The 21,170-nt window shown below is 64.9% G+C and carries 19 protein-coding genes and 1 pseudogene; 18 read left to right on the forward strand and 2 right to left on the reverse strand.

Annotated elements, in window-relative coordinates; all coding sequences use genetic code 11:
* Positions 1–366 precede the first annotated feature (366 nt).
* The 17 genes and pseudogenes from paaA to ACSVIK_RS05310 all read left to right on the forward strand — a co-directional run bounded on the left by paaA (position 367) and on the right by ACSVIK_RS05310 (position 17,090).
* A complete protein-coding gene (paaA, locus tag ACSVIK_RS05230; RefSeq protein WP_442443302.1) occupies positions 367–1,359 on the forward strand; it encodes a 1,2-phenylacetyl-CoA epoxidase subunit PaaA in 993 nt (330 codons plus the stop codon).
* A gap of 50 nt (positions 1,360–1,409) precedes the next feature.
* Positions 1,410–1,691, forward strand: a complete 282-nt coding sequence (paaB, locus tag ACSVIK_RS05235; protein WP_442443303.1) for a 1,2-phenylacetyl-CoA epoxidase subunit PaaB — start codon at positions 1,410–1,412, stop codon at positions 1,689–1,691.
* A 10-nt stretch (positions 1,692–1,701) separates the two neighbouring features.
* Positions 1,702–2,463: a 1,2-phenylacetyl-CoA epoxidase subunit PaaC gene (gene paaC, locus ACSVIK_RS05240; RefSeq protein WP_442443304.1), complete on the forward strand. Its 762-nt coding sequence runs from the start codon at positions 1,702–1,704 to the stop codon at positions 2,461–2,463.
* Positions 2,450–2,980: a 1,2-phenylacetyl-CoA epoxidase subunit PaaD gene (gene paaD / locus ACSVIK_RS05245; protein WP_442443305.1), complete on the forward strand. Its 531-nt coding sequence runs from the start codon at positions 2,450–2,452 to the stop codon at positions 2,978–2,980. The genes paaC and paaD overlap by 14 nt, the downstream gene beginning before the upstream one ends.
* Positions 2,981–3,038: 58 nt before the next feature.
* Positions 3,039–4,115 (forward strand): 1,2-phenylacetyl-CoA epoxidase subunit PaaE, encoded by a 1,077-nt coding sequence (gene paaE / locus ACSVIK_RS05250; RefSeq protein WP_442443306.1) that lies wholly within the window; start codon positions 3,039–3,041, stop codon positions 4,113–4,115.
* A gap of 165 nt (positions 4,116–4,280) precedes the next feature.
* Positions 4,281–4,589 carry a DUF485 domain-containing protein gene (locus tag ACSVIK_RS05255; protein WP_442443307.1) on the forward strand — a complete coding sequence of 103 codons (309 nt, stop codon included), beginning with the start codon at positions 4,281–4,283 and terminating at the stop codon, positions 4,587–4,589.
* Positions 4,586–6,229 (forward strand): cation acetate symporter, encoded by a 1,644-nt coding sequence (locus ACSVIK_RS05260; RefSeq protein ID WP_442443308.1) that lies wholly within the window; start codon positions 4,586–4,588, stop codon positions 6,227–6,229. The genes ACSVIK_RS05255 and ACSVIK_RS05260 overlap by 4 nt, the downstream gene beginning before the upstream one ends.
* 27 nt (positions 6,230–6,256) lie before the next feature.
* Positions 6,257–7,489 carry an OprD family porin gene (locus tag ACSVIK_RS05265; RefSeq protein WP_442443309.1) on the forward strand — a complete coding sequence of 411 codons (1,233 nt, stop codon included), beginning with the start codon at positions 6,257–6,259 and terminating at the stop codon, positions 7,487–7,489.
* Positions 7,490–7,547: 58 nt separating this feature from the next.
* Positions 7,548–9,608, forward strand: a complete 2,061-nt coding sequence (gene paaZ / locus ACSVIK_RS05270; protein ID WP_442443310.1) for a phenylacetic acid degradation bifunctional protein PaaZ — start codon at positions 7,548–7,550, stop codon at positions 9,606–9,608.
* 222 nt (positions 9,609–9,830) lie between these two features.
* Positions 9,831–11,156 (forward strand): hypothetical protein, encoded by a 1,326-nt coding sequence (locus ACSVIK_RS05275; RefSeq protein WP_442443311.1) that lies wholly within the window; start codon positions 9,831–9,833, stop codon positions 11,154–11,156.
* A gap of 341 nt (positions 11,157–11,497) precedes the next feature.
* Positions 11,498–12,490, forward strand: a pseudogene (locus ACSVIK_RS05280) (HAMP domain-containing protein); the annotation flags it as partial.
* Between the two features lie 102 nt (positions 12,491–12,592).
* Complete coding sequence (locus ACSVIK_RS05285) at positions 12,593–13,348, forward strand: methyl-accepting chemotaxis protein (RefSeq protein WP_442443344.1); 756 nt, start codon at positions 12,593–12,595, stop codon at positions 13,346–13,348.
* 321 nt (positions 13,349–13,669) lie between these two features.
* Positions 13,670–14,827: an amine dehydrogenase large subunit gene (locus ACSVIK_RS05290; protein WP_442443312.1), complete on the forward strand. Its 1,158-nt coding sequence runs from the start codon at positions 13,670–13,672 to the stop codon at positions 14,825–14,827.
* Between the two features lie 9 nt (positions 14,828–14,836).
* Entirely contained in the window at positions 14,837–15,376 is a 540-nt protein-coding gene (locus tag ACSVIK_RS05295) for a MauE/DoxX family redox-associated membrane protein (protein WP_442443313.1), read from the forward strand.
* Between the two features lie 3 nt (positions 15,377–15,379).
* Positions 15,380–15,991 (forward strand): methylamine dehydrogenase accessory protein MauD, encoded by a 612-nt coding sequence (gene mauD, locus ACSVIK_RS05300; protein WP_442443314.1) that lies wholly within the window; start codon positions 15,380–15,382, stop codon positions 15,989–15,991.
* 16 nt (positions 15,992–16,007) lie between these two features.
* Complete coding sequence (locus ACSVIK_RS05305) at positions 16,008–16,529, forward strand: methylamine dehydrogenase light chain (RefSeq protein ID WP_061237223.1); 522 nt, start codon at positions 16,008–16,010, stop codon at positions 16,527–16,529.
* Positions 16,530–16,544: 15 nt separating this feature from the next.
* Positions 16,545–17,090, forward strand: coding sequence for a cytochrome C (locus ACSVIK_RS05310; protein ID WP_442443315.1), 546 nt, complete (start codon positions 16,545–16,547; stop codon positions 17,088–17,090).
* A gap of 135 nt (positions 17,091–17,225) precedes the next feature.
* Here ACSVIK_RS05310 and ACSVIK_RS05315 read toward each other — a convergent pair whose 3' ends face one another.
* Together ACSVIK_RS05315 and ACSVIK_RS05320 are read right to left on the reverse strand one after the other, a co-directional pair.
* Positions 17,226–18,809: an aldehyde dehydrogenase (NADP(+)) gene (locus ACSVIK_RS05315; protein ID WP_442443316.1), complete on the reverse strand. Its 1,584-nt coding sequence runs from the start codon at positions 18,807–18,809 to the stop codon at positions 17,226–17,228.
* Positions 18,810–18,979: 170 nt separating this feature from the next.
* Entirely contained in the window at positions 18,980–19,981 is a 1,002-nt protein-coding gene (locus ACSVIK_RS05320; protein ID WP_442443317.1) for an AraC family transcriptional regulator ligand-binding domain-containing protein, read from the reverse strand.
* 373 nt (positions 19,982–20,354) lie between these two features.
* Here ACSVIK_RS05320 and ACSVIK_RS05325 point away from each other — a divergent pair, with 373 nt between their 5' ends.
* On the forward strand, positions 20,355–21,152 hold the full coding sequence (locus ACSVIK_RS05325) for an EAL domain-containing protein (RefSeq protein ID WP_442443318.1): 798 nt from the start codon (positions 20,355–20,357) through the stop codon (positions 21,150–21,152).
* Positions 21,153–21,170 lie beyond the last annotated feature (18 nt).

Consider the following 21,170-nt stretch of genomic DNA (forward strand, 5'->3'; position numbering starts at 1 on the left):
ATTACCGACAGCGACCCGAGCGGCAGCCGGCTGCCCCTCGGGCTGCATTCGCTCGCCATATAAAACCCAAGAAAAAGACTATTAAAAGTTTTTTGTATCCCTTTATGGAATACCCCGCGCCACGGCCTCGGGCGCTATCAGCACCACTGCAACGCCCCTGCGAAGCAGAGAAACTCTGCATTCATGGGCATTGTGAGGCGATCGCCTTTCCATCGCTCATGACCAGAAAGCATGAGGACGAGCGACAGAAGCGATACAAAAATCTAATACGATACACATATCAGTGTTTGATATTTTTTTACGTATCATTTAAAAATGAAGCCATGGCCTAGCCACCCCACGAACCCTGCATGACTGGAGAACGGCATGTACGCACAATTGGTTGAGACAGGCGTGAAGCACGTGAAGGCGCTGGAGGAGATGTCCCCCGAGGAGCGCGCCTTTCAGGAAAAGATCGACGCCGAGATCAAGATCGAAGCCAAGAACTGGATGCCGGACGCCTATCGGCAGACGCTGATCCGGCAGATTTCCCAGCACGCCCACTCCGAGATCGTCGGCATGCTCCCGGAAGGCAACTGGGTCACCCGCGCCCCGACGCTCAAGCGCAAACTGCAACTGATGGCCAAGATCCAGGACGAGGCCGGCCACGGCCTGTACCTGTACAGCGCCATGGAAACCCTGGGCGCCTGCCGCGACGAGGAAGTGGCCAAGCTGCACAGCGGCCGGGCCAAGTACTCCAGCATCTTCAACTACCCGACACTGAACTGGGCCGACATGGGCGCCGTTGGCTGGCTGGTTGACGGTGCCGCCATCGTCAACCAGGTGGTGCTGCAGCGCACCTCCTATGGCCCCTACTCGCGCGCCATGATCCGTATCTGCAAGGAAGAATCCTTCCACCAGCGCCAGGGCTACGAAATCCTCCTGCACATGATGCGCCACGGTACCCAGGCACAGAAGGACATGGTGCAGGACGCCATCAACCGTCTCTGGTGGCCGGCCCTGATGATGTTCGGCCCGAGCGACGCCGACTCCCCCAACAGTGCCCAGTCCATGGCCTGGAAGATCAAGCGCCAGAGCAACGACGAGCTGCGCCAGCGCTTCATCGACCAGACCGTGCCACAACTGGAGCTGCTCGGCTGCACCGCCCCTGACCCCGAACTCAAGTGGAACGAAGAGCGCGGCCACTACGACTTCGGCGCCATCGACTGGAGCGAATTCTACGAAGTGCTCAAGGGCAACGGCCCCTGCAACCACGAGCGCATCGCCACCCGCCGCAAGGCCATCGAAGACGGTGCCTGGGTGCGTGAAGCCGCCGTGGCCCATGCCCGCAAACGACAACACAAACGCGACGCCGCCTGAACCGACAACCCCTGGCCTGCCGTGGCAGGCCAACGCGAGGAGATACCCGCATGAGTGAATGGATCCTTTTCGAGGTCTTCGTGCGCAGCAAGCACGGCCTCAACCACAAGCATGTCGGCAGCGTGCACGCCGCCGATGCCCGCATGGCCATCGAGAACGCCCGCGAGCTCTACACCCGCCGCAATGAAGGGGTGAGCCTGTGGGTAGTGCCCTCGGCCTTGATCACCGCCTCCTCGCCGGACGAGAAGGAGCCGCTGTTCGACCCCGCCCAGGACAAGGTCTACCGCCACGCCAGCTTCTATGAGCTGCCGCCTGAAGTCGGCCATATGTGAGGCACCCGCCATGAATGCCAAGCACGATCTGATCGAATACCTGCTGCGCCTCGGCGACAGCGCCCTGATCCAGGGCCAGCGCCTGTGCGAATGGTGCGGCCGCGCACCGGCGCTGGAAGAAGAACTGGCGCTGATGAACGTCGGCCTCGACCTGGTGGGCCAGGCCCGCAACTGGCTGGATTATGCCGCCGAGCTGCTGGACGACGGCCGCGACGCCGACCACCTGGCCTACCGTCGTGACGAGCGCGCCTACCGCAACCTGCTGCTGGTGGAGCAACCCAACGGCGACTACGCCGTCACCATGACCAAGCAATTCCTCTACGACGCCTGGCACTTCCAGGTACTGCATGGCCTGTGCAGCTCCCAGGATCCACGTGTCGCCGGCATCGCCGCCAAGGCCCTGAAGGAAGTCACCTATCACCTGCGCCGCTCGGCCGAATGGGTCGAGCGCCTGGGCGACGGTACCGAGCAAAGCCACCGCCGCATGCTCGCCGCCGTTCAAGAAGTGTGGCGTTTCACCGTCGAACTGGTGAATGCCGACGACGTGGAGCAACGCCTGTTCGACGCCGGCATCGCCCCGGATCCGCAGCATATCGCCAGCGGTTGGCAGGCCAAGGTCGGCGACGTTCTGGCCAGCGCTACCCTGCCGCTGCCGGAACCGGCCAGCCACTTCTACCTGTCCGGTCGCCGCGGCCTGCACACCGAGCATCTGGGCCTGCTGCTGGCCGAGATGCAGTTCCTCCAGCGAGCCTACCCCGATGCATCCTGGTGAACTGATCGTCAGCGACCGTGGCCGCGACCCGCTGGAGCCTGACGACCTGCAGCGCGCCTGGGAGGTTCTGGAAGCGGTGATGGATCCGGAGGTGCCGGTGGTCAGCGTGGTCGACCTCGGCATCGTCCGGGCGCTGGAAGTCCAGGGCAGAGCGCTGCACGTCGTGGTCACGCCGACCTACTCCGGCTGCCCGGCCACCGAGGTGATCGAGCGGGACATCGAGCAGGCGCTCTATCAGGCGGGCTTCACCGCGCACCTGGAGCGTCGCCTGACACCCGCCTGGACCACCGACTGGATCACGCCGCGCGGGCGCGAGGCGCTGCGCCTGTTCGGCATCGCCCCACCCGCCGGCAGCGCCAGCAAGCGCAGCCTGCTGGGCGAAGGCGGCGAGATCCGCTGCCCGCAGTGCGACAGCGCCAATACCGAGCGACTGAGCGAATTCGGCTCCACGGCCTGCAAGGCCTTGCATCGCTGCAAGGACTGCCGGGAACCCTTCGATTACTTCAAGTGCATATAGAGGGAACCGCCGCGAGCGCTGCATGCATGCGCCGCCGTTCCTGCGCCGGAGAACGACAATGAGCAAGTTCCATAGCCTCACCATCAAGGAAGTACGTCCCGAGACCCGCGACGCGGTGTCCATCGCCTTCGACATTCCCGGCGAGCTGGCCGATACCTTCCGCTTCACCCAGGGCCAGCATCTGGTGATGCGCGCACAACTGGACGGCGAGGAAGTACGCCGCTCCTACTCCATCTGCACCGGCGCCAACGACGGTGAGCTGCGCGTGGCCATCAAGCGCGTCGCCGGCGGACGCTTCTCGGCCTACGCCAACGAAAGCCTCAAGGCCGGCCAACGGCTGGAGGTGATGCCGCCCGCCGGTCACTTCCATGTCGAACTCGACCCGGCCCGCACAGGCCACTACCTGGCGGTGGCCGCCGGCAGCGGTATCACGCCGATCCTGTCGATCATCAAGACCACCCTGGAAAACGAGCCCAAGAGCCGCGTCACCCTACTCTACGGCAATCGTTCCAGTGCCTCGGCGCTGTTTCGCGAGCAACTGGAAGAACTGAAGAACCGCTACCTGCAACGCCTGAACCTGATCTTCGTGTTCAGCCGCGAGCAACAGGACGTCGACCTGTACAACGGCCGTATCGATGCCGACAAGTGCAACCAACTGTTCAGCCGCTGGATCGACGTCAAGGCCCTGGACGCCGCCTTCATCTGTGGCCCACAGGCGATGACCGAAACCGTGCGCGACCTGCTGCAGGAGCACGGCATGCCCGCCGAGCGCGTGCACTTCGAGCTGTTCGCCGCTGCCGGTAGCCAGCAACGCCGCGAAGCCCGCGAGGCGGCCCAAGGTGCGGACAGCGCCCTGAGCCGGATCACCGTGATCAGCGATGGCCGCGAGCTCACCTTCGATCTGCCGCGCAACAGCCAGAGCGTGCTTGACGCCGGCAACGCCCAGGGCCTGGAACTGCCCTACTCGTGCAAGGCCGGGGTGTGCTCCACCTGCAAGTGCAGGGTCATCGAGGGCGAGGTGGAGATGGATAGCAACTTCGCCCTGGAGGACTACGAGGTGGCCGCCGGCTACGTGCTGTCGTGCCAGACCTTTCCGCTCAGCGACAAGGTGGTTCTCGACTTCGACCAGCTCTGACAGCGCCCCGCCAAGGCGTCACCCGAATCGTAGGAGCGAGCTCCGCTCGAGAACGAACACATGCTCAAGCCAAGGTTTCGCGAGCAGAACTCGCTCCTGCAAAAGACTCCACCCGCTTCACCTGCGTCGCACCGCCTCTGACAAACACAACAAGAGAGAGCAACCATGAGCCCGCACGAACTGGAACGCATCCAGCAACACCCGGACTTCATCCAACTGGTACGGCGCAAGCAGCGTCTGACCTGGTCCCTCACCGCCGCCATGCTGGTCGTCTACTACGGCTTCGTGCTGCTGGTGGCCTTCGCTCCCGGCGTGCTCGGCCAGTCCCTTAGCGGCGGCGTCACCAGCGTCGGCATGCTGGTGGGCGTCGGCGTGATCCTGCTGTCGTTCGCCCTCACCGGTATCTACGTCACGCGTACCAACAGCGTCATCGATCCGCTCAACGACAAGGTCAAAGAGGTGCTCGCCCCATGAAAGCACTCACCTCCCTGCTGCTCGGCGTCGGCCTGCTGGCCTCGCCGCTGGCCTTCGCCGCCGACAGCGGCCGCCCGCTGAACTGGACGGCCATCTACATGTTCCTGGCCTTCGTCCTGTTCACCCTCGGCATTACCCGCTGGGCCGCGCTGCGCACCCGCTCCACCGCCGACTTCTACACCGCCGGCGGCGGCCTCAGTGGCTTCCAGAACGGTCTGGCGATCGCTGGCGACATGATCAGCGCGGCGTCCTTCCTCGGCATCTCGGCAATGATGTTCATCAACGGCTACGACGGCCTGCTGTACGCCCTCGGCGTGCTCGCCGGCTGGCCGATCATCCTCTTCCTGATCGCCGAACGCCTGCGCAACCTGGGCAAGTTCACTTTCGCCGACGTGGTCTCCTACCGCCTGGAGCAGAGACCGATCCGCATCACCGCTGCCTTCGGCACCCTCACCGTGGCGCTGTTGTACCTGGTGGCGCAGATGGTCGGTGCCGGCAAGCTGATCGAGCTGCTGTTCGGCCTGTCGTACCTGCAGGCGGTGTTGCTGGTGGGCGTGCTGATGGTCTGCTACGTCACCTTCGGCGGCATGCTGGCCACCACCTGGGTGCAGATCATCAAGGCGGTACTGCTGCTTTGCGGCACCAGCTTCATGGCCTTCATGGTGCTGCGCCACTTCGGCTTCAGCACCGAGGCGATGTTCGCCGCCGCCACCGAGGTACACGCCAAGGGCACCGCGATCATGGCGCCGGGAGGGCTGTTGTCGAACCCCATCGATGCCATCTCTCTGGGGCTCGGCATGATGTTCGGCACCGCCGGCCTGCCGCACATCCTGATGCGCTTCTTCACCGTCAGCGACGCCCGTGAAGCGCGCAAGAGCGTGTTCTACGCCACCGGTTTCATTGGCTATTTCTACCTGCTGCTGATCGTGGTCGGCTTCGGCGCCATCGTCATGGTCGGTACCAACCCTGAATTCCGCGACGCGGCTGGCGCCATCATCGGCGGCGGCAACATGGTGGCGGTGCATCTGTCGCAGGCGGTGGGCGGCAGCCTGTTGCTCGGTTTCATCTCCGCCGTGGCCTTCGCCACCATCCTCGCCGTGGTGGCCGGGCTGGCGCTGTCCGCTGCCTCTGCCGTGTCCCACGATCTGTACGCCTGCGTGATGCGCCAGGGCAAGGCCAGCGAGCGCGAGCAGATGCGCGTATCACGCATCGCCACCCTCGCTGTCGGCGTGCTGGCGGTGATCCTCGGGCTGCTCTTCGAGTCGCAGAACATCGCCTTCCTCTCCGGCCTGGTGCTGGCCATCGCCGCCTCGGTCAACTTCCCGGTGCTGTTCCTCTCCATGTTCTGGAAAGGCCTGACCACCCGTGGCGCGGTCGCCGGCAGCGTTGCCGGTCTGCTCTCGGCCATCGTTTTGCTGGTGCTGAGCCCGGCGGTATGGGTCAACGTGCTGCACCACGAGGCGCCGCTGTTCCCCTACTCCAACCCGGCGCTGTTCTCCATGAGCCTGGCCTTCTTCAGCGCCTGGCTGCTGTCGGTGACCGACACCTCCGAGCGCGCCCGCCAGGAGCGCGGCCGCTACCTGGCGCAGTTCATTCGCTCCATGACCGGCATCGGTGCCAGCACTGCCAGCCGCCACTAACCCAACGGATTGACGGACACAACAACAATGAACCTCGACCGTACCCTAGCGCTCCTCGCCACCCTGGTTCTGCCTCTGGCCACGCCAGCCCTGGCCGACTTCGTCGACGACAGCAAGGCCAGCCTGGAGCTGCGCAACCACTACCTCAACCGCGACTTTCGCCAACCCGGCGCCGCTCAGTCCAAGGCCGAAGAATGGGCCCAGGGCTTCACCGCGCGGATCGAGTCCGGCTTCACCGAGGGCAGCATCGGCGTCGGCCTCGACGCCATCGGCCAGCTCGGCATCAAGCTGGACTCCAGCCGTGACCGCCGCGGCACCGGCCTGCTGCCCTTCGGCCCCAACGGCAAGCAGCCGGTGGACGACTATAGCGAGCTGGGGCTGACCGCCAAGCTGCGCGCCTCCAGGAGCGTGCTGCGCCTGGGCACCCTGCAGCCGGTGCTACCCGTGGTCAGCTACAACGATACTCGCCTGCTGTCCTCCACCTTCCAGGGCGGGATGTTGACCAGCCAGGAGCTGGACGGCCTGACCTTCAACGCTGGCCGCCTGACCCGCGTCAACCTGCGCGACTCCTCGGGGCGAGACGACATCGGCTATAGCGCCGCCAGCAGCGACGCCTTCGATTTCGCCGGTGGCAGCTACGCCATCAACCCGCAACTGGTCGCCAGCTACTACTACGGCAAGCTCGATGGTATCTACCGCCAGCAGTTCGTCGGCCTGGTGCACAGCTTGCCGCTGCCGGGCGGCTTCAGCCTCAAGAGCGACCTGCGCTACTTCGACAGCCGTGGCGACGGCGCCGCACGCGCCGGGCGCATCGACAACCGCAACCTCAATGCCATGTTCAGCCTGAGCAACGGCGGGCACCGCCTCAGCGCGGCATTGCAACGCATGTCCGGCAGCAGCGCCTTTCCCTTCCTCAACGGCGGCGACCCCTACGTGGTGAACCTGGTGACCTACAACACCTTCACCCGCGCCGAGGAGGACGCCTGGCAACTGCGCTACGACTACGACTTCGCCGCCCTTGGCCTGCCGGGCCTGAGCTTCATGACCCGCTACGTCGACGGCCGCAACGCCAAGACCGCCAGCGGCGATCGCGGCGAAGAGTGGGAGCGCGACAGCGACCTCGCCTACGTCATCCAGAGCGGCGCCCTCAAGAGCCTGAGTCTGCGCTGGCGCAACGTCACCTTTCGCTCGGGTAACGGCCTGAGCACCGACCTCGACGAGAACCGCCTGATCCTCGGCTACACCCTCGCCCTCTGGTAGGCCAACCACGAACCCCGGCCGGTACCCCAGGTGCCGGCCCTTGTCACGGAGAATTCCCATGAGCAACGCCCCCACCCTGCAAAGCTTCATCGGTGGCCGCTGGATCGGCCAACACGGCGCCCAGCTACTGCGTAGCGCGGTCAACGGCCAGCCCCTGTTCCGCACCCACGAAGAGGCGCTGGACTTCGCCGAAGCCCTGGACTTCGGTCGCTCGCGCGGCATCCCGGCGCTCATGGCCCTGGACTTCCAGCAGCGCGCCGCGCGCCTCAAGGCCTTGGCGCTGTACCTCAACGAGCGCAAGGAACAGCTCTACGCCATTTCCCACCACAGCGGCGCCACCCGTGCCGACAGCTGGATCGACATCGAGGGCGGCACCGGCACCCTGTTCGCCTACGCCGGCGTCGGCGCCCGTGAGCTGCCCTCCGGCAACATCGTCCACGAAGGCCCAGCCATGGCCCTGGGCAAGCAGAACCTGTTCGCCGGCAGCCACATCCTGGTGCCGCGCGGCGGCCTGGCCGTGCACATCAACGCCTTCAACTTCCCCATCTGGGGGATGCTGGAAAAATTCGCTCCCACCTTCCTCGCCGGCATGCCCTGCATCATCAAACCGGCCAGCGCCACCAGCTACCTGACCGAGGCCACGGTGCGCCTGATGCATGAGTCCGGCCTGCTGCCCGAAGGCAGTCTGCAACTGATCATCGGCGGCACCGGCGACCTGCTCGACCGCCTGCAGGGCCAGGACGTGGTGACCTTCACCGGCTCCGCCGACACCGCCGCCAAGCTGCGCGTCAATGCCAACCTGGTGCGCAACTCGATCCCCTTCAATGCCGAGGCCGACTCGCTGAACTGCGCCATCCTCGCCCCGGAGGTCACCCCGGACGATGCGGAGTTCGATCTCTTCGTCAAGGAAGTGGCCCGCGAGATGACGGTGAAGGCCGGGCAGAAGTGCACCGCCATTCGCCGCGCCATCGTCCCGGCGAAACACATCGACGCCGTGGCCGAACGCCTGCGTGAGCGCCTGGCCAAGGTGGTAGTGGGTGACCCCTCGGTGGAAGGCGTAAAGATGGGCGCCCTGGCTTCCCACGCGCAGCAGGCCGACGTTGGCGAACGAGTGAATGCCCTGCTGGCCGGTAGCGAGCTGCTGTTCGGTGCCCAGGACGGCTTCGCCCCCCGTGGCGAGGGCGTCAACGAAGGTGCCTTCTTCGCCCCCACCCTGCTGCGCGCCCGCGACCCGCACGCCGAAGGCGGCGCCCACGACATCGAGGCCTTCGGCCCAGTGAGCACGCTGATGGCCTACGACGACCTGGACGAAGCCATCGCCCTGGCCGCCCGCGGCAAGGGCAGCCTGGTGGCCAGCCTGGTCACCAGGGATCCCGCCGTCGCCGCCCGCGCAGTGCCAGTGATGGCTGCTCTGCACGGCCGCGTGCACATCCTTGATCGCCAGGCCGCTGCCGAATCCACCGGCCACGGCTCACCGCTGCCAGTACTCAAGCATGGCGGCCCGGGGCGCGCCGGTGGCGGCGAGGAGCTGGGCGGCCTGCGTGCGGTTAAGCATTACCTGCAACGCACCGCCATCCAGGGCTCGCCGACCATGCTGGCGGCGGTGACCCGCGAGCACGTGCGCGGCGCTCAGGTGATCGAGAGCGAGGTGCATCCGTTCCGCCGCTACTTCGATGAACTGCAGATCGGTGAATCCCTGCTGACTCATCGCCGCACCGTCACCGAAGCAGACATCGTCAACTTCGGCTGCCTGTCGGGCGATCATTTCTACATGCACTTCGACGAGCTGGCGGCTACCGAGTCGCAGTTCGGCAAGCGCATCGCCCACGGCTACTTCGTGCTCTCCGCCGCCGCCGGCCTGTTCGTCTCCCCGGCACCGGGCCCGGTGCTGGCCAACTACGGCCTGGACAGCCTGCGCTTCATCAACCCGGTAGGCATCGGCGACACCATCCAGGCGCGCCTGACCTGCAAGCGCAAGATCGACCAGGGCAAGAAGAGCCCCAAAGGCGAACCGCAAGGCGTGGTGGCCTGGGACGTGGAAGTCAGCAACCAGCTCGGCGAGCTGGTGGCCAGCTACGACATCCTGACCCTGGTGTTGAAACGCCCACAGGCGCAGTAACGCAGGTTACAAATGCTGAACAACCGGCCCTCGGGCCGGTTTCTGCATCGCGCGCACTCTCAATCGAGCAGGCTCGCCCTACTCTCACCCACTCCCTGCTAGGCTAATCTGGCACAGAGGATCAAGTCCTTGGCAAAGACGCACAAGGCAGGTTCTTCATGGCGTCTTAGTATCCGCTCAAAGCCACACGCCTGCACCCATACTAAGAACAAGGAAACCGCCATGCACAGGTCCCGTCTACTACGACTCTCCTCTCTCGCCCTCCTGATCGGCACCGCGACTCAAGCCAGCGCCTACGAGCTGTATGCGGACGATGACACTCATCTGAACGCCAACCTCGAGGCCGCCTTCGGCCTGTTCCACAGTCGGGAAAACTACGCCACCAGCGGCAGCAAGAAAGAGGGGACCTCGTCCTGGCGCGAAGGCTACGTGAAGTACGGCATCAGCTTCGACCAGGGCCTGGCCGGTTCGGGAACCGGCTACGGCGCCTTCAACCTGCTGAGTTCGGGCACCTGGGGCGACGGGGATGCCGCCGGTTTCACCGACGGCTCCGAGCGCACCACCAAGATCGAGGACGCCTACCTGGGCTGGCGCTCGGGCAACCTCTTCGAGGCCCTCGGCGAAGACGGTGTGGATCTGTCTTTCGGCCGTCAGAACATCCGTGTCGGTGATGGCTTCCTGATCAATGGCGACGCCCTGAACCTGGGCAATGGCCTGGCCGATGGCGAGTTCGATCGCGGCGGCGCCTACTGGCTGGCAGCGCGCAAGGCCTTCGACCAGACCGCCGTGTTGCGTCTGGGCGGCAACCAGGGCCTGCGTGGCGACCTGATGTGGCTCAAGTCGGACAACCGCGCCCAGGCCAAGCCGGAGATGCTGGTGGGTACTCTGGAGCATGTTTCCGACGCCGGCACCCTGGGCCTGACCGTCATCGATATCCGCGATATCGACAAGCAGTACGCCTCACCCGCGCAACTCGGGCGTGACGGCATGAAGACCTACAGCGTGCGCGGCCAGGGTAATGCGGGGGTAGAGAACCTGTTCCTTTCCGGCGAGTATGCCTGGCAGGACAGGAAGAGCGGCGGCAAGGAAGACGCCTGGTACCTGGAAGCCGGCTGGACCTTTTCCGACGTGACCTGGAGCCCCAGCGTCAACTATCGCTACAGCCGCTTCTCGGAAGGCTACGACCCGTTGTTCTTCGGCTTCAGCCGGGGCTATGGCACCTGGTTCCAGGGCGAGGTCGCGGCCAACTACGCCGGGCCGTTCAACAGCAATACCCAGGTTCATCACGTGGCCCTCAAGGTGTCGCCGCTGGAGAACCTCAGCGTCGGTGCCCTCTGGTTCGACTTCAATACCCTGGATCGCAACCTGGGTAATTTCGACGGGCGTGAGCTGGATGTCTATGCTGAGTGGGCGGTCAGCGAAAACCTGATCGTGATGCCTGTCGTTGGGCTGTACCAACCTGACCGCCAGGCAAACCAGGGCGGTACCCAGCTAGGTAACGACGATCGCAACCTCTATAGCCAACTGGTGTTCGTTACTCAGTTCTGATTGTCTGCGGGGCGCTGGTGTCCCGATCTCTTGCGGAGCGCCACACGATGCCTGGAGCCAATTTGAGCATCCAAAGCAAGATCACTCTGCTGGTCAGCTTTTGCCTGATTCTGATAGTGGCCATGCTGGTGGGATTGTCCCTCTACGAGACCCGTGCCAGCACCGAACGGGTCAAGGACTCCAGCTCCCAGATGCTCGCCGAGGCCGCACGCCTGAACCTGCAGGCGCAAGGCCAGGTACAGGCGCTGCGCATCCAGCGCAGCTTCACCCGCGCGCACGAATACGGCCTGGGGCTGGCCCGCCACCTGATGTACCTGCGCGAGCTGGCCGCCCAGGGCGAGATGCCCCCGGAGCAACTGCGCAGCAGGCTGACCAGCGAGCTGCGCAAGGCCCTGGAGCAACGCCCGGAACTGCTCGGCCTGTTCCTGATCTTCCAGCCCGATGCCCTCGATGGCCAGGACGGCCAGTTCCGCGGGCAGAACGACCTGGGCAGCAACGATGCCGGTCGCTTCGCCCTCTACTGGTTGCAAGCCAAGCCCGGTGAGCTGCAGGCCGTGCTTGGCGACGAGTCACTGCTGGCCGATACCTCGCCCGGCCCGAGCGGTGCCCCCTTCAATGCGTTCTTCACCTGCCCCCGGGACAGCGGCCAGTTATGCTTGCTGGAACCTTATTTCGACGACTCGTCGGGCACCCGCCGACTGGTCACCAGCGTGGCCTTCCCACTGATGGAGAACGGCAAGGTCGTGGCGGTGATCGGCCTCGACATCAGCCTCGACAGCCTGCAACAGGACGCCCTGTCCGCCAGCAACGAATTGTACGAAGGCCAAGGCTCGGTCAGCATCATCAGCCCGGCGGGCCTGCTGGCGGCCCATAGTCAGGATGCCGTGCAGTTGGGAAAGACCTTGCAGGAGGTGCTGCCCAATCAGGCTGACGAGATTCTCTCCCACCTGAGCGATACGAAGCCTCATGCCATCTCCCTGGAGAAACGCCTAGGCGTGCTGCAACCCCTGATCCCGCTTGCCGGCAGCAAGCCCTGGGGCATTCTGCTGAGCGTGCCCGAGCAGGTTTTGCTGGCCCCTGCCGAGGCCATGAAAGCACGCATGGAACAAGAGCTGGTTCAACGCTCCGTGCTGGAGTTCGGCCTCGGCCTGGCTGCAGCTTTTCTCGGCGTGGCGATGATCTGGCTGACCGCGCGCGGCATCACCCGGCCACTGCTGCGCCTGGCCGGGATGCTGGAAGACGTCGCCGATGGCGAGGGCGACCTGACCCGCCGGTTGAACTATGCCCGACGCGATGAGCTAGGCCGACTGGCCCTGGCCTTCAACCGCTTCCTGGACAAGCTACAGCCCGTGATCGCCAAGGTTCAAGGCACGGTAAGCGACGCCCGCCATACAGCAGACCAATCCGCGCAGATCGCCCACCAGATCAGCGAGGGCATGCAGCATCAGTTCCGCGAGATAGACCAGGTGGCCACCGCCCTGCACGAGATGTCCGCGACAGCCAACACCTCGGCGCAGAGTGCGGCGCAGGCAGCCGATGCAGCACGCAATGCCGATACCGCTAGTCGTGAAGGCCTGAATGTGATCACCGAGACCACGGAAGCGATTCAGGCCCAGGCACGGGAAATGAACGCGGGGATGGTGCAGCTACAGAGCCTGGCGCAAAGCAGCGAGCAGATCGGCTCCGTGCTGGAAGTGATCCTCTCCATCGCCGGGCAGACCAACCTGCTGGCCCTCAACGCCGCCATCGAGGCGGCCCGTGCCGGTGAGGCCGGGCGCGGCTTCGCCGTGGTCGCCGATGAGGTGCGCAACCTGGCCAAGCGCACCCAGGACTCGGTAGAAGAAATCCGCCAGGTCATCGAAAACCTGCAGAACGGTACCCATGAAGTCAGTCAGACCATGCAAGCCAGCCATGGCCAGGCGCAGCGCAACGTCAGCCAGGTGCAACAGGCCGTGGCCGCACTGGAACGCATCGACAAGGCCGTCAGCCTCATCACCGAGATGAACCTGCAGATCGCCAGCGCCGCTGAAGAGCAAAGCAGCGTCGCCGAGGAAATCAACCGCAATGTCGAGGCGATTCGCAATGTGACCGAATCCCTTGCCGGCCAGGCCGATCAATCCGCCCATGTCAGCCACCAGCTCAACGAGCTCGCCAACCACCAGCAAGAGCTCATGCAACAGTTCCGTACCTGACTACGGCTCAAGGCCGCACTGGCGGCCTCAGCAACGACCACTGCTGTGGCACTGGCAGTGGCGTTCCTGCTGACCAACACCTGGCCACGCGAAAGGTAAACCGCTCGGAGGCCCGCCGAGGTCGCCGATCAGCGCGCCGCAATCGACTGGCGCCCTGCGAATGCTCGATCCTGTGCTGGCACAGCCAGCCTGGATACTGGCACGAACGGGAAACCGAATGGCACGGACACTAAAGTCCGGCCAGGAAACCAAGCAGCATACTAGGGCTAGCGGCTCATTCCGCACTCGTTGATCCATTTCAAAAAATCAGGGAGCCCCCCTATGCGAATAAACAGGATCCTCGCCCATGCCTCGCTTGCACTGAGCATCACGCTCATCGGCCTGGGAAATGCCCACGCCGAGCTACCGGCCGACCCAGGCATAGGACAAACCACCCTTCCTTTCCCCCCCGAGCCACATCGCGCCTACATCGTCGATGTGGAGTTCGATAACTTCGTGACGGGTCGTGTGGTTGTCGTCGACCCGGACAAGAAGAAAATGCTCGGCATGGTCAGCACCGGCTTCGCCGCACCCTCCACCTTGAGCCGGGACGGCAAGTATCTGTACACCGCCGATCTGTTCTATTCACGCGGCACCCGCGGCACCCGCACCGACGTGCTCACCGCCTGGAACACCAGCACCCTGTCTCCGGACTGGGAAGTGGTGATCCCCAGCAAACGTATCGAGGCCCTGACCCAACGCTATTCCCTGGGCACCAGCAGCGACGACCGCTTCGTCTACGTCTTCAACTTCACCCCCTCCACCTCGGTGACCGTGGTAGATACCCAGGCCAAGACCGTCGCTGGCGAGATCGCCATGCCCGGCTGCATGCTCAACTACCCGGTGGGCAAGCGCCGCTTCGCCGCACTTTGCGGCGACGGCAACCTGCAGGTGGTGACACTGAACGACGAAGGCAAGGAGGTCGCCCGCAGCAATACCGCGTTCTTCGACCCCAACACCGAGAAGCTGGTGGAACGCGCCTACGCCGTAGGCGACACCTACTACTTCGTCAGCACCACCGGCACCGTGCGCGCCGTGGACTTCTCCGGCAAGCAGCCGAATATTCTCCCCGCCTGGGAACTGGTGACCGACGCTGCCGACAAGAAGGCTGGCTGGGCGCCGGGCGGCTGGCAACTGATCACGGTGGCACCGAAGCTCAACCGCCTCTACGTACTGATGCACGACGCCCATGAGCCGATGAAGTGGGAAGACCCGAGCCCGATCATCTGGGCCTTCGACCTCAAGACGCACAAGCGTGTCGGCACCCTGGAAGCCCCTGCCCCGGTCTGGAGCCTGAACGCCACCAACGACGACAATCCGCTGCTGCTCGGCGTCAACGTCACTGGCGGCCTGGAAGTCTTCGATCTGAAAAGTGGCAAGCATACCGGCACCATGGAAGGCATCCAAAAGACCGCGACTCAGATCCTCAGCCACTGGTGAGGTGCACCCATGCAACCTGATCCGATCTTCATCATCACCGCCGCACTCACTGTGACGGTGATCCTGGCCAGCGCCGCGACCCACAAGTTGCGTGCGCCAGCCCGCTTCGCCAATCAACTGGAGGATTACCAGTTGCTGCCCTCGGCCCTGGTACGTCCGGTTGCCCGCACGCTGCCCTGGATCGAGGCTGCCCTGGCTTTCGCTCTGCTGGTACCGGCCGCTCGCCACCTGGCGGCACTCGGCGCCGCCGCACTGCTGGCCGGTTACGCGCTGGCCATCGCCATCAACCTGTGGCGCGGCCGCCGCGACATCGACTGCGGCTGCTCGGGCCCGGAGCAAGCTCAGCCGATCCGCCCGCAGCTACTGGCACGCAATGCCGTTCTGGTAGGTCTGGCGCTGGTTGCGAGCCTGCCGCCACTGAGCCGCAGCCTGGGCCTGTTCGACGCTTTCGTCGTCATCGCCGCCAGTGCCGTGACCCTGCTCATCTACGCCACCGCCGAAGGCCTGCTGGCCAACGGTCCCCGTCTGCTCAAACTCATCGGAAGGTGAATCATGGAAGCTCTGATCGTTTCTAACATTCTGCTGTGGTGCCTGCTGATCGCCCTGGCCTTCGCCATCATGGGCCTGGTTCGTCAGATCGGCGTGCTGCATGGTCGCCTGGCGCCCGCCGGCGCACTGATGGTCGACAAAGGCGTGGCCGTCAACGAGCCCGCCCCGCAAGTGACCGCCGCCGACCGTCACGGTCGCCCGGTGAACTTCGGCTACGCCGGCGAGAAGGCGCAACTGCTGTTCTTCCTCTCGCCAACCTGCCCGATCTGCAAATCGCTGCTGCCGGCCATCAAGTCCATCGCCAAGGAGCAGGCCCATCGCCTCGACGTGGTCTACGTCAGCGACGGTGACATGGACGCGCAGCAGGCGCTGATCACCGAGCACAAGCTGGAAGACGCCACCTATGTGGTCGGCCCGGAAGTGGGCATGACCTACCAGATCGGCAAGCTGCCCTACGCCGCGCTGATCGACAACGGCGGCGTGCTGCGTGCCAAGGGCCTGGTCAACTCCCGTGAGCACCTCGACAGCCTGTTCGAGACCGAACACCTGGGCAGCGCCACCCTCCAGCAGTACCTGCATAACAGCCAGCCCGCCCAAGGCGTGCACAACCACTGAGCCAGGGAGCCCTGACATGAAATTGCTAGACCGCCTGTTCGAACGCTCCACTCGCCACGTGGCCGACACCACCTCGCGGCGCAACTTCCTCGGTCGCCTCGGCTCAATGATGGTGGCCGGTGCCGCCCTGCCGGTGCTGCTGCCCATCGACCGCACCAGCAAGGCCTTGGCCGCCGAAAACCCGCAGGCCGGGGATCCAGGCGACCCCAATAGCTGCGACTACTGGCGCTACTGCTCCATAGACGGCTTCCTCTGCTCCTGCTGCGGCGGCTCCGTCACCTCCTGCCCACCGGGCACCGAAGCCTCTCAGGTGACCTGGATCGGCACCTGCCGCAACCCGGCAGACGGCAAGGACTACATCATTTCCTACAACGACTGCTGCGGTAAGCACAGCTGCGCCCAGTGCGCCTGTACCCGCAACGACAGTGAGGAGCCGCTGTACCGGCCGTTCAACAACAACGACGTCAACTGGTGCCTCGCGGCCAAGTCGCATATTTACCACTGCACGGTCTCGATCATCCGTGGCGTGGCAATCTGAGCCAGGAGCACTGCCATGCGTTTGCCACTGATCATTGCGCTGGCCTCTGCCATGGCCCTTCCACAGGCCATGGCACGTGCCATCCCGGATCCGAATCAGAAGCACGCGCCAGGTAACGAAGCACCGCAGAAGCCGATTTCACAAGCGGGCTACAGCACGCCGGTGAACTATCAACTGCAGTGCGCCGGCTGCCACCTCGGTGACGGCACGGGCTCGAAGGCCAACGACACGCCGAAGATGAAGGGCTTCGTCGGCAATTTCCTCAAGGTCGAGGGCGGGCGTGAGTTTCTCGTGCGCGTGCCGGGCATGTCGCAATCAGCGTTGAACAATGCGCAACTGGCCGACCTGCTCAACTGGTTGCTGGACAAGAATGGCATGGCTGGCGCCAGCATGCCGGAGCACTACCAGCCCTACACCGCGGAAGAGGTGGCGAGAATCCGCAAGGCTTCTTTGCTCAATCTCCCCGATGTACGCGCCGGGTTGATTCGCCAGATGGTCAAGCAAGGCATCGAGATCAACGACGGCATGAGCGATCCGCAAGCACAGGCCACCAGCAAGTGAGGCCTGCATGAAAAAGCTCCAGATCATCTGGAGCTTTTCGTTGCGCCGAACATGCTTGCTCCGCCAGCCTCGCAAGGGCGAGAGCTGGCAGAGCCTCCTGAGCCAGTCGCGCAGCCGTGGCACGGCTGGCCTTGCTCAGCTCAGCGCATCACGGGTATGCACGCCATCGACCAGGCGCTGGATGCCCAGCGGGTTGGCGTTCTGCAGGGCTTCGGGCAGCACCTCGTCCGGGTAGTTCTGGTAGCACACCGGGCGCAGGAAGCGGTGGATCGCCAGTGTGCCGACGGAGGTGCCACGGGCATCGGAGGTGGCCGGGTAGGGGCCGCCGTGCACCATGGCATCGCAGACTTCCACGCCGGTCGGGTAGCCGTTGAGCAACACACGGCCAGCCTTCATCTCCAGCAGCGGCAGCAGGTCGCGGAAGGCGCTCAGATCGTCACGCTCGGCGATCAGAGTGGCGGTCAGTTGCCCGTGCATGCTCTGCAGGGCACGGGTCAGTTCGGCGCTGTCGGCGGCTTCGACGACGATGGTGGTGGGGCCGAAGACTTCTTCCTGCAGCAACGGGTCACCTTCGAGCAGCATGCTGACGTCGGCCTTGAACAGTTGCGGCTGCGCCTGGTTGCCGGCCTGCTCGTTGCCGGCCAGGTGAGTGACCTTGGCGTGGGCGTGCAGGTGTGCCAGGCCGCTGGCGTAGCTGCGCAGGGTGCCGGCGTTGAGCATGGTCTGTGCCGGCTGGCTGGCGATGGCGTCGCTGAGGGCCGCGACGAAATCGCTGAACGCGGCGCTGCGCATGCCGATGACCAGGCCCGGGTTGGTGCAGAACTGGCCACAGCCCAGCACCACGGAACCGGCCAATTCCTTGGCCACGGTAGCGCCGCGGGCCGCGAGCGCACCCGGCAGGACGATCACCGGGTTGACGCTGGACATCTCGGCGAACACCGGGATCGGCTGCGGACGGGCAGCGGCCATGTCGCACAGGGCGCGACCGCCTTTCAGCGAACCGGTGAAGCCGACCGCCTGGATGGCCGGGTGCTTGACCAGGATCTCGCCGACGCCGCCACCGAAGATCATGTTGAACACGCCCTTGGGCATGCCGGTTTTCTCGGCGGCGCGGATCACCGCATCGGCCACGCATTCGGCGGTGGCCATGTGGCCGCTGTGCGCCTTGAACACCACCGGGCAGCCGGCCGCCAGGGCGGACGCGGTGTCGCCACCGGCGGTGGAGAAGGCCAGGGGGAAGTTGCTGGCGCCGAACACGGCGACCGGGCCGACGCCGATCTGGTACTGGCGCAGATCCGGGCGCGGCAGCGGCTGACGATCCGGCAGGGCGCGGTCGATACGGGCACCGTAGAAGTCACCCCGGCGCAGCACCTTGGCGAACAGGCGCATCTGGCCACTTGTACGACCACGTTCACCCTGGATACGGGCAGCCGGCAGCGCGGTTTCACGGCAGACCAGGGCGACGAAGTCATCGCCCAGGGCGTCGATCTCGTCGGCGATGGCCTCGAGGAACTCGGCACGGCGCACGGCCGACAGGCTGCGGTAGCTGGGGTAAGCGGCGGCGGCAGCCTGGGCGGCAGCGTCGACTTCTTCCGCCGTGGCCTGGATGAAGCTGTAGGGCAGCGCTTCACCGCTGCTGGCGTCGAGGCTCTCGAGCCGGGTGGTGCCGGCAGCGCGGCGCTCACCGCCGATATAGTTGTGGCCAGTCAGACTCAGCATGGTGTTCTCCTGTCAGAGGGGCGACGAGGTCACCCGGGGACACTGAATGAGGCCCGGCTGCAGCGCCGGGATGAACAACCGTCTATGCAGTTGTCAGACGTATGATAAGTGACAACAACAGATTTGTCCCCCGGCAGAGCCAACAATCGACGGACGCGCCTGGCTGCTGCTCAGGCGCTACCCTCGAGCGCAGCGGGTGTGAGCCGATAGTGCTGGGGCGACACGCCGAACCAGCGCATGCAGGCCTTGTGGAAGCTGCTCTGGTCACGAAAACCCAGTTGCGCGGAGATGTACTTGAGGCTGCGTGTGCTGTTGCGCAACAGGCTGGACGCATGCCGCCGCCGCGTGTCGTCGAGCAAACGGGTGAAGTTCACCGCGTCGCGCATCAGGCCATGCTGCAGGCTACGCCTGCTCATGCCGAGCTGATCCGCCACCTCGCCCAGGCCAGGGCTGATACCCAGGCTGAGCTGGGTGCTGAGCACCCGGCGGACTCTGGCTTCGAGCGAGCCGTCGACCTGCTCGTCCAGCCAGGTTCTGGCGTATTCGACATGCAACGGATGCAGCGCTGGCGCGGCCGTCGGCAAGGCAATCGCACCATCGGCCAGACTGAAGGTCATGCAGTTCCTGGCAGCGCCGAAGCGTAGTTCGGCGCCAAACAGCCGCCGTAGTGCTCGGGTGTCCTCGGGTTGCGCATAGGTCAGCTCCAGCATCAGTGGCATCGGCCGCTGGAAGGGCGCCAGCCAATGCACCGCCGCCAGTGCCAGGGCCGCCCCGGCATCGATGAAGGCCCGTGGGGCCTGACGCCGCACGGCCCCTATCTCCAGCCCCACCAGCCTGAGCTGGGCCTGATCCTGCTCCAGAAACAGGTGCGAGCCATCACTGGTCAGCGGGTGGTAATCCACCATGTGCTGCAGTGCGTCCTTCAGGGTCGCGCTGGACATCATGGCGTAGCTCTTCACCCCCAGCAGGCTGGGATGGAAATGTGCGTAGGCACGCAAGCCCAGATCCAGGTCACCGCTCTCGGCCACCTGCGCCTCGAGAAAACGGTAGACCTGCAGCACGGGAATCTGGGCAGCGCTGGCAAGCATCTGCTCCAGCCCCGGAATAGCTGAGTCACGGCCAGCAAAGGCCTTGAACAGCACCTGGAAGCAGGACGTGGTAAGCGAATGCATCGAAACTCCTGTATCTCGTTCGAGCCACGGGCCACCGGGGTGGTGACTCCGTGGACATGCGATTGGTATCTGAGAACACTTCTCCTGCCCAGCCCAGGAATGGGACGATAGTACCTAGCTGTTCACAGCCTTGGCCGAGAACAGCGGATGCCTGTCCGCCCACCGCAGCGAGGCTGCCTGCGCGGCGGAGCGCCCTGCCCAGGCGGGCGCAATCGCGACAGCGTCACCACTCTCCAGGCTTTGTTTAAACCCGCATCGGCAAGGGCGTTTGGCTCTCGCCGTCACGCGCGTTGCTGTGCTCGACAACGGCCTCGCCAAAGGAATGAAAGATGTACGGCCCAGCGATATGCAGGTTCTGCCACGGGGCGCGGGCATGATCCGCAACCCCTCTCTCATGCCGCCCATCGCCCCCGAGGCACTGGACGACCTGCAACGCGCCCACCTGTTCTACGACGAACTGCAGCGTGGGCACTTCTGCCTGGCCTTCCAGGCGGTGGTCGCGGCGCATGACCCCGAGCAGATCCTCTATCGAGAAAGCCTGTTGCGCCATGAAGGTGGCGGGCTGGGCTTCAACCCCTTTCCGCTGCTCGAACGCCTGCACGTCATCCGCCCACTGGATCACCGCGTGCTGAACACCCTGATCGGCCTGCTACAGGCGCATCCCACACTCACCCTGGGCTGCAACATCTCGGCCCTGAGCACGGTCTGGGATCAGGACTGGGACAGCACGCTGGAAGCGCTGGAGGCCGACCATTCCGTGGCTCGGCGGCTGGTCGTGGAAATCACCGAAAGCACCGTACCGCCCTGCCACAGCAGCGCCGTGGAACTGGTGACGCACCTGCGCAACAGCGGCTGCCAAGTGGCGGTAGACGACTTCGGTTCGGGCTTCGGCACATTGGCCTTCATCCAGCAGAGCCAGCCGGACATCATCAAGATCGACCAGAGCTATATCCAGCGTGCCCGCACCACTACACAAGGCGAGCGAACCCTCAAGTACCTGCTGGAGCTGTGCAAGACGCTGGCGCCCTGCGTGATCGTCGAGGGCATCGAGACGCAAGAAGATCTGCAGCGCGCCAGGAGCCTCGACAGCGATTGGCTGCAGGGTTACCTGTTCGGCCGCCCGGACTTCGCACTCGCCGACCTGCCCGGCATTCAGCGGATACCTCGCTAGCGCTCACCCTGCCGATCC

The organism is Pseudomonas sp. NCHU5216 (assembly GCF_052156495.1).
Lineage (GTDB): Bacteria > Pseudomonadota > Gammaproteobacteria > Pseudomonadales > Pseudomonadaceae > Aquipseudomonas.

What these genes read in the sequence shown, in the direction of transcription:
- paaD (WP_442443305.1), top strand. Translation starts at nt 2,450, where the DNA reads ATGCATCCTGGTGAACTGATCGTCAGCGACCGTGGCCGCGACCCGCTG.
- ACSVIK_RS05295 (WP_442443313.1), top strand. Translation starts at nt 14,837, where the DNA reads ATGCAACCTGATCCGATCTTCATCATCACCGCCGCACTCACTGTGACG.
- ACSVIK_RS05315 (WP_442443316.1), bottom strand. Translation starts at nt 18,809, where the DNA reads ATGCTGAGTCTGACTGGCCACAACTATATCGGCGGTGAGCGCCGCGCT.
- paaZ (WP_442443310.1), top strand. Translation starts at nt 7,548, where the DNA reads ATGAGCAACGCCCCCACCCTGCAAAGCTTCATCGGTGGCCGCTGGATC.
- ACSVIK_RS05285 (WP_442443344.1), top strand. Translation starts at nt 12,593, where the DNA reads ATGCAGCATCAGTTCCGCGAGATAGACCAGGTGGCCACCGCCCTGCAC.
- ACSVIK_RS05305 (WP_061237223.1), top strand. Translation starts at nt 16,008, where the DNA reads ATGAAATTGCTAGACCGCCTGTTCGAACGCTCCACTCGCCACGTGGCC.
- ACSVIK_RS05310 (WP_442443315.1), top strand. Translation starts at nt 16,545, where the DNA reads ATGCGTTTGCCACTGATCATTGCGCTGGCCTCTGCCATGGCCCTTCCA.
- ACSVIK_RS05290 (WP_442443312.1), top strand. Translation starts at nt 13,670, where the DNA reads ATGCGAATAAACAGGATCCTCGCCCATGCCTCGCTTGCACTGAGCATC.
- ACSVIK_RS05265 (WP_442443309.1), top strand. Translation starts at nt 6,257, where the DNA reads ATGAACCTCGACCGTACCCTAGCGCTCCTCGCCACCCTGGTTCTGCCT.
- paaB (WP_442443303.1), top strand. Translation starts at nt 1,410, where the DNA reads ATGAGTGAATGGATCCTTTTCGAGGTCTTCGTGCGCAGCAAGCACGGC.
- ACSVIK_RS05325 (WP_442443318.1), top strand. Translation starts at nt 20,355, where the DNA reads ATGATCCGCAACCCCTCTCTCATGCCGCCCATCGCCCCCGAGGCACTG.
- paaC (WP_442443304.1), top strand. Translation starts at nt 1,702, where the DNA reads ATGAATGCCAAGCACGATCTGATCGAATACCTGCTGCGCCTCGGCGAC.
- paaA (WP_442443302.1), top strand. Translation starts at nt 367, where the DNA reads ATGTACGCACAATTGGTTGAGACAGGCGTGAAGCACGTGAAGGCGCTG.
- ACSVIK_RS05255 (WP_442443307.1), top strand. Translation starts at nt 4,281, where the DNA reads ATGAGCCCGCACGAACTGGAACGCATCCAGCAACACCCGGACTTCATC.
- ACSVIK_RS05260 (WP_442443308.1), top strand. Translation starts at nt 4,586, where the DNA reads ATGAAAGCACTCACCTCCCTGCTGCTCGGCGTCGGCCTGCTGGCCTCG.
- ACSVIK_RS05320 (WP_442443317.1), bottom strand. Translation starts at nt 19,981, where the DNA reads ATGCATTCGCTTACCACGTCCTGCTTCCAGGTGCTGTTCAAGGCCTTT.
- ACSVIK_RS05275 (WP_442443311.1), top strand. Translation starts at nt 9,831, where the DNA reads ATGCACAGGTCCCGTCTACTACGACTCTCCTCTCTCGCCCTCCTGATC.
- mauD (WP_442443314.1), top strand. Translation starts at nt 15,380, where the DNA reads ATGGAAGCTCTGATCGTTTCTAACATTCTGCTGTGGTGCCTGCTGATC.
- paaE (WP_442443306.1), top strand. Translation starts at nt 3,039, where the DNA reads ATGAGCAAGTTCCATAGCCTCACCATCAAGGAAGTACGTCCCGAGACC.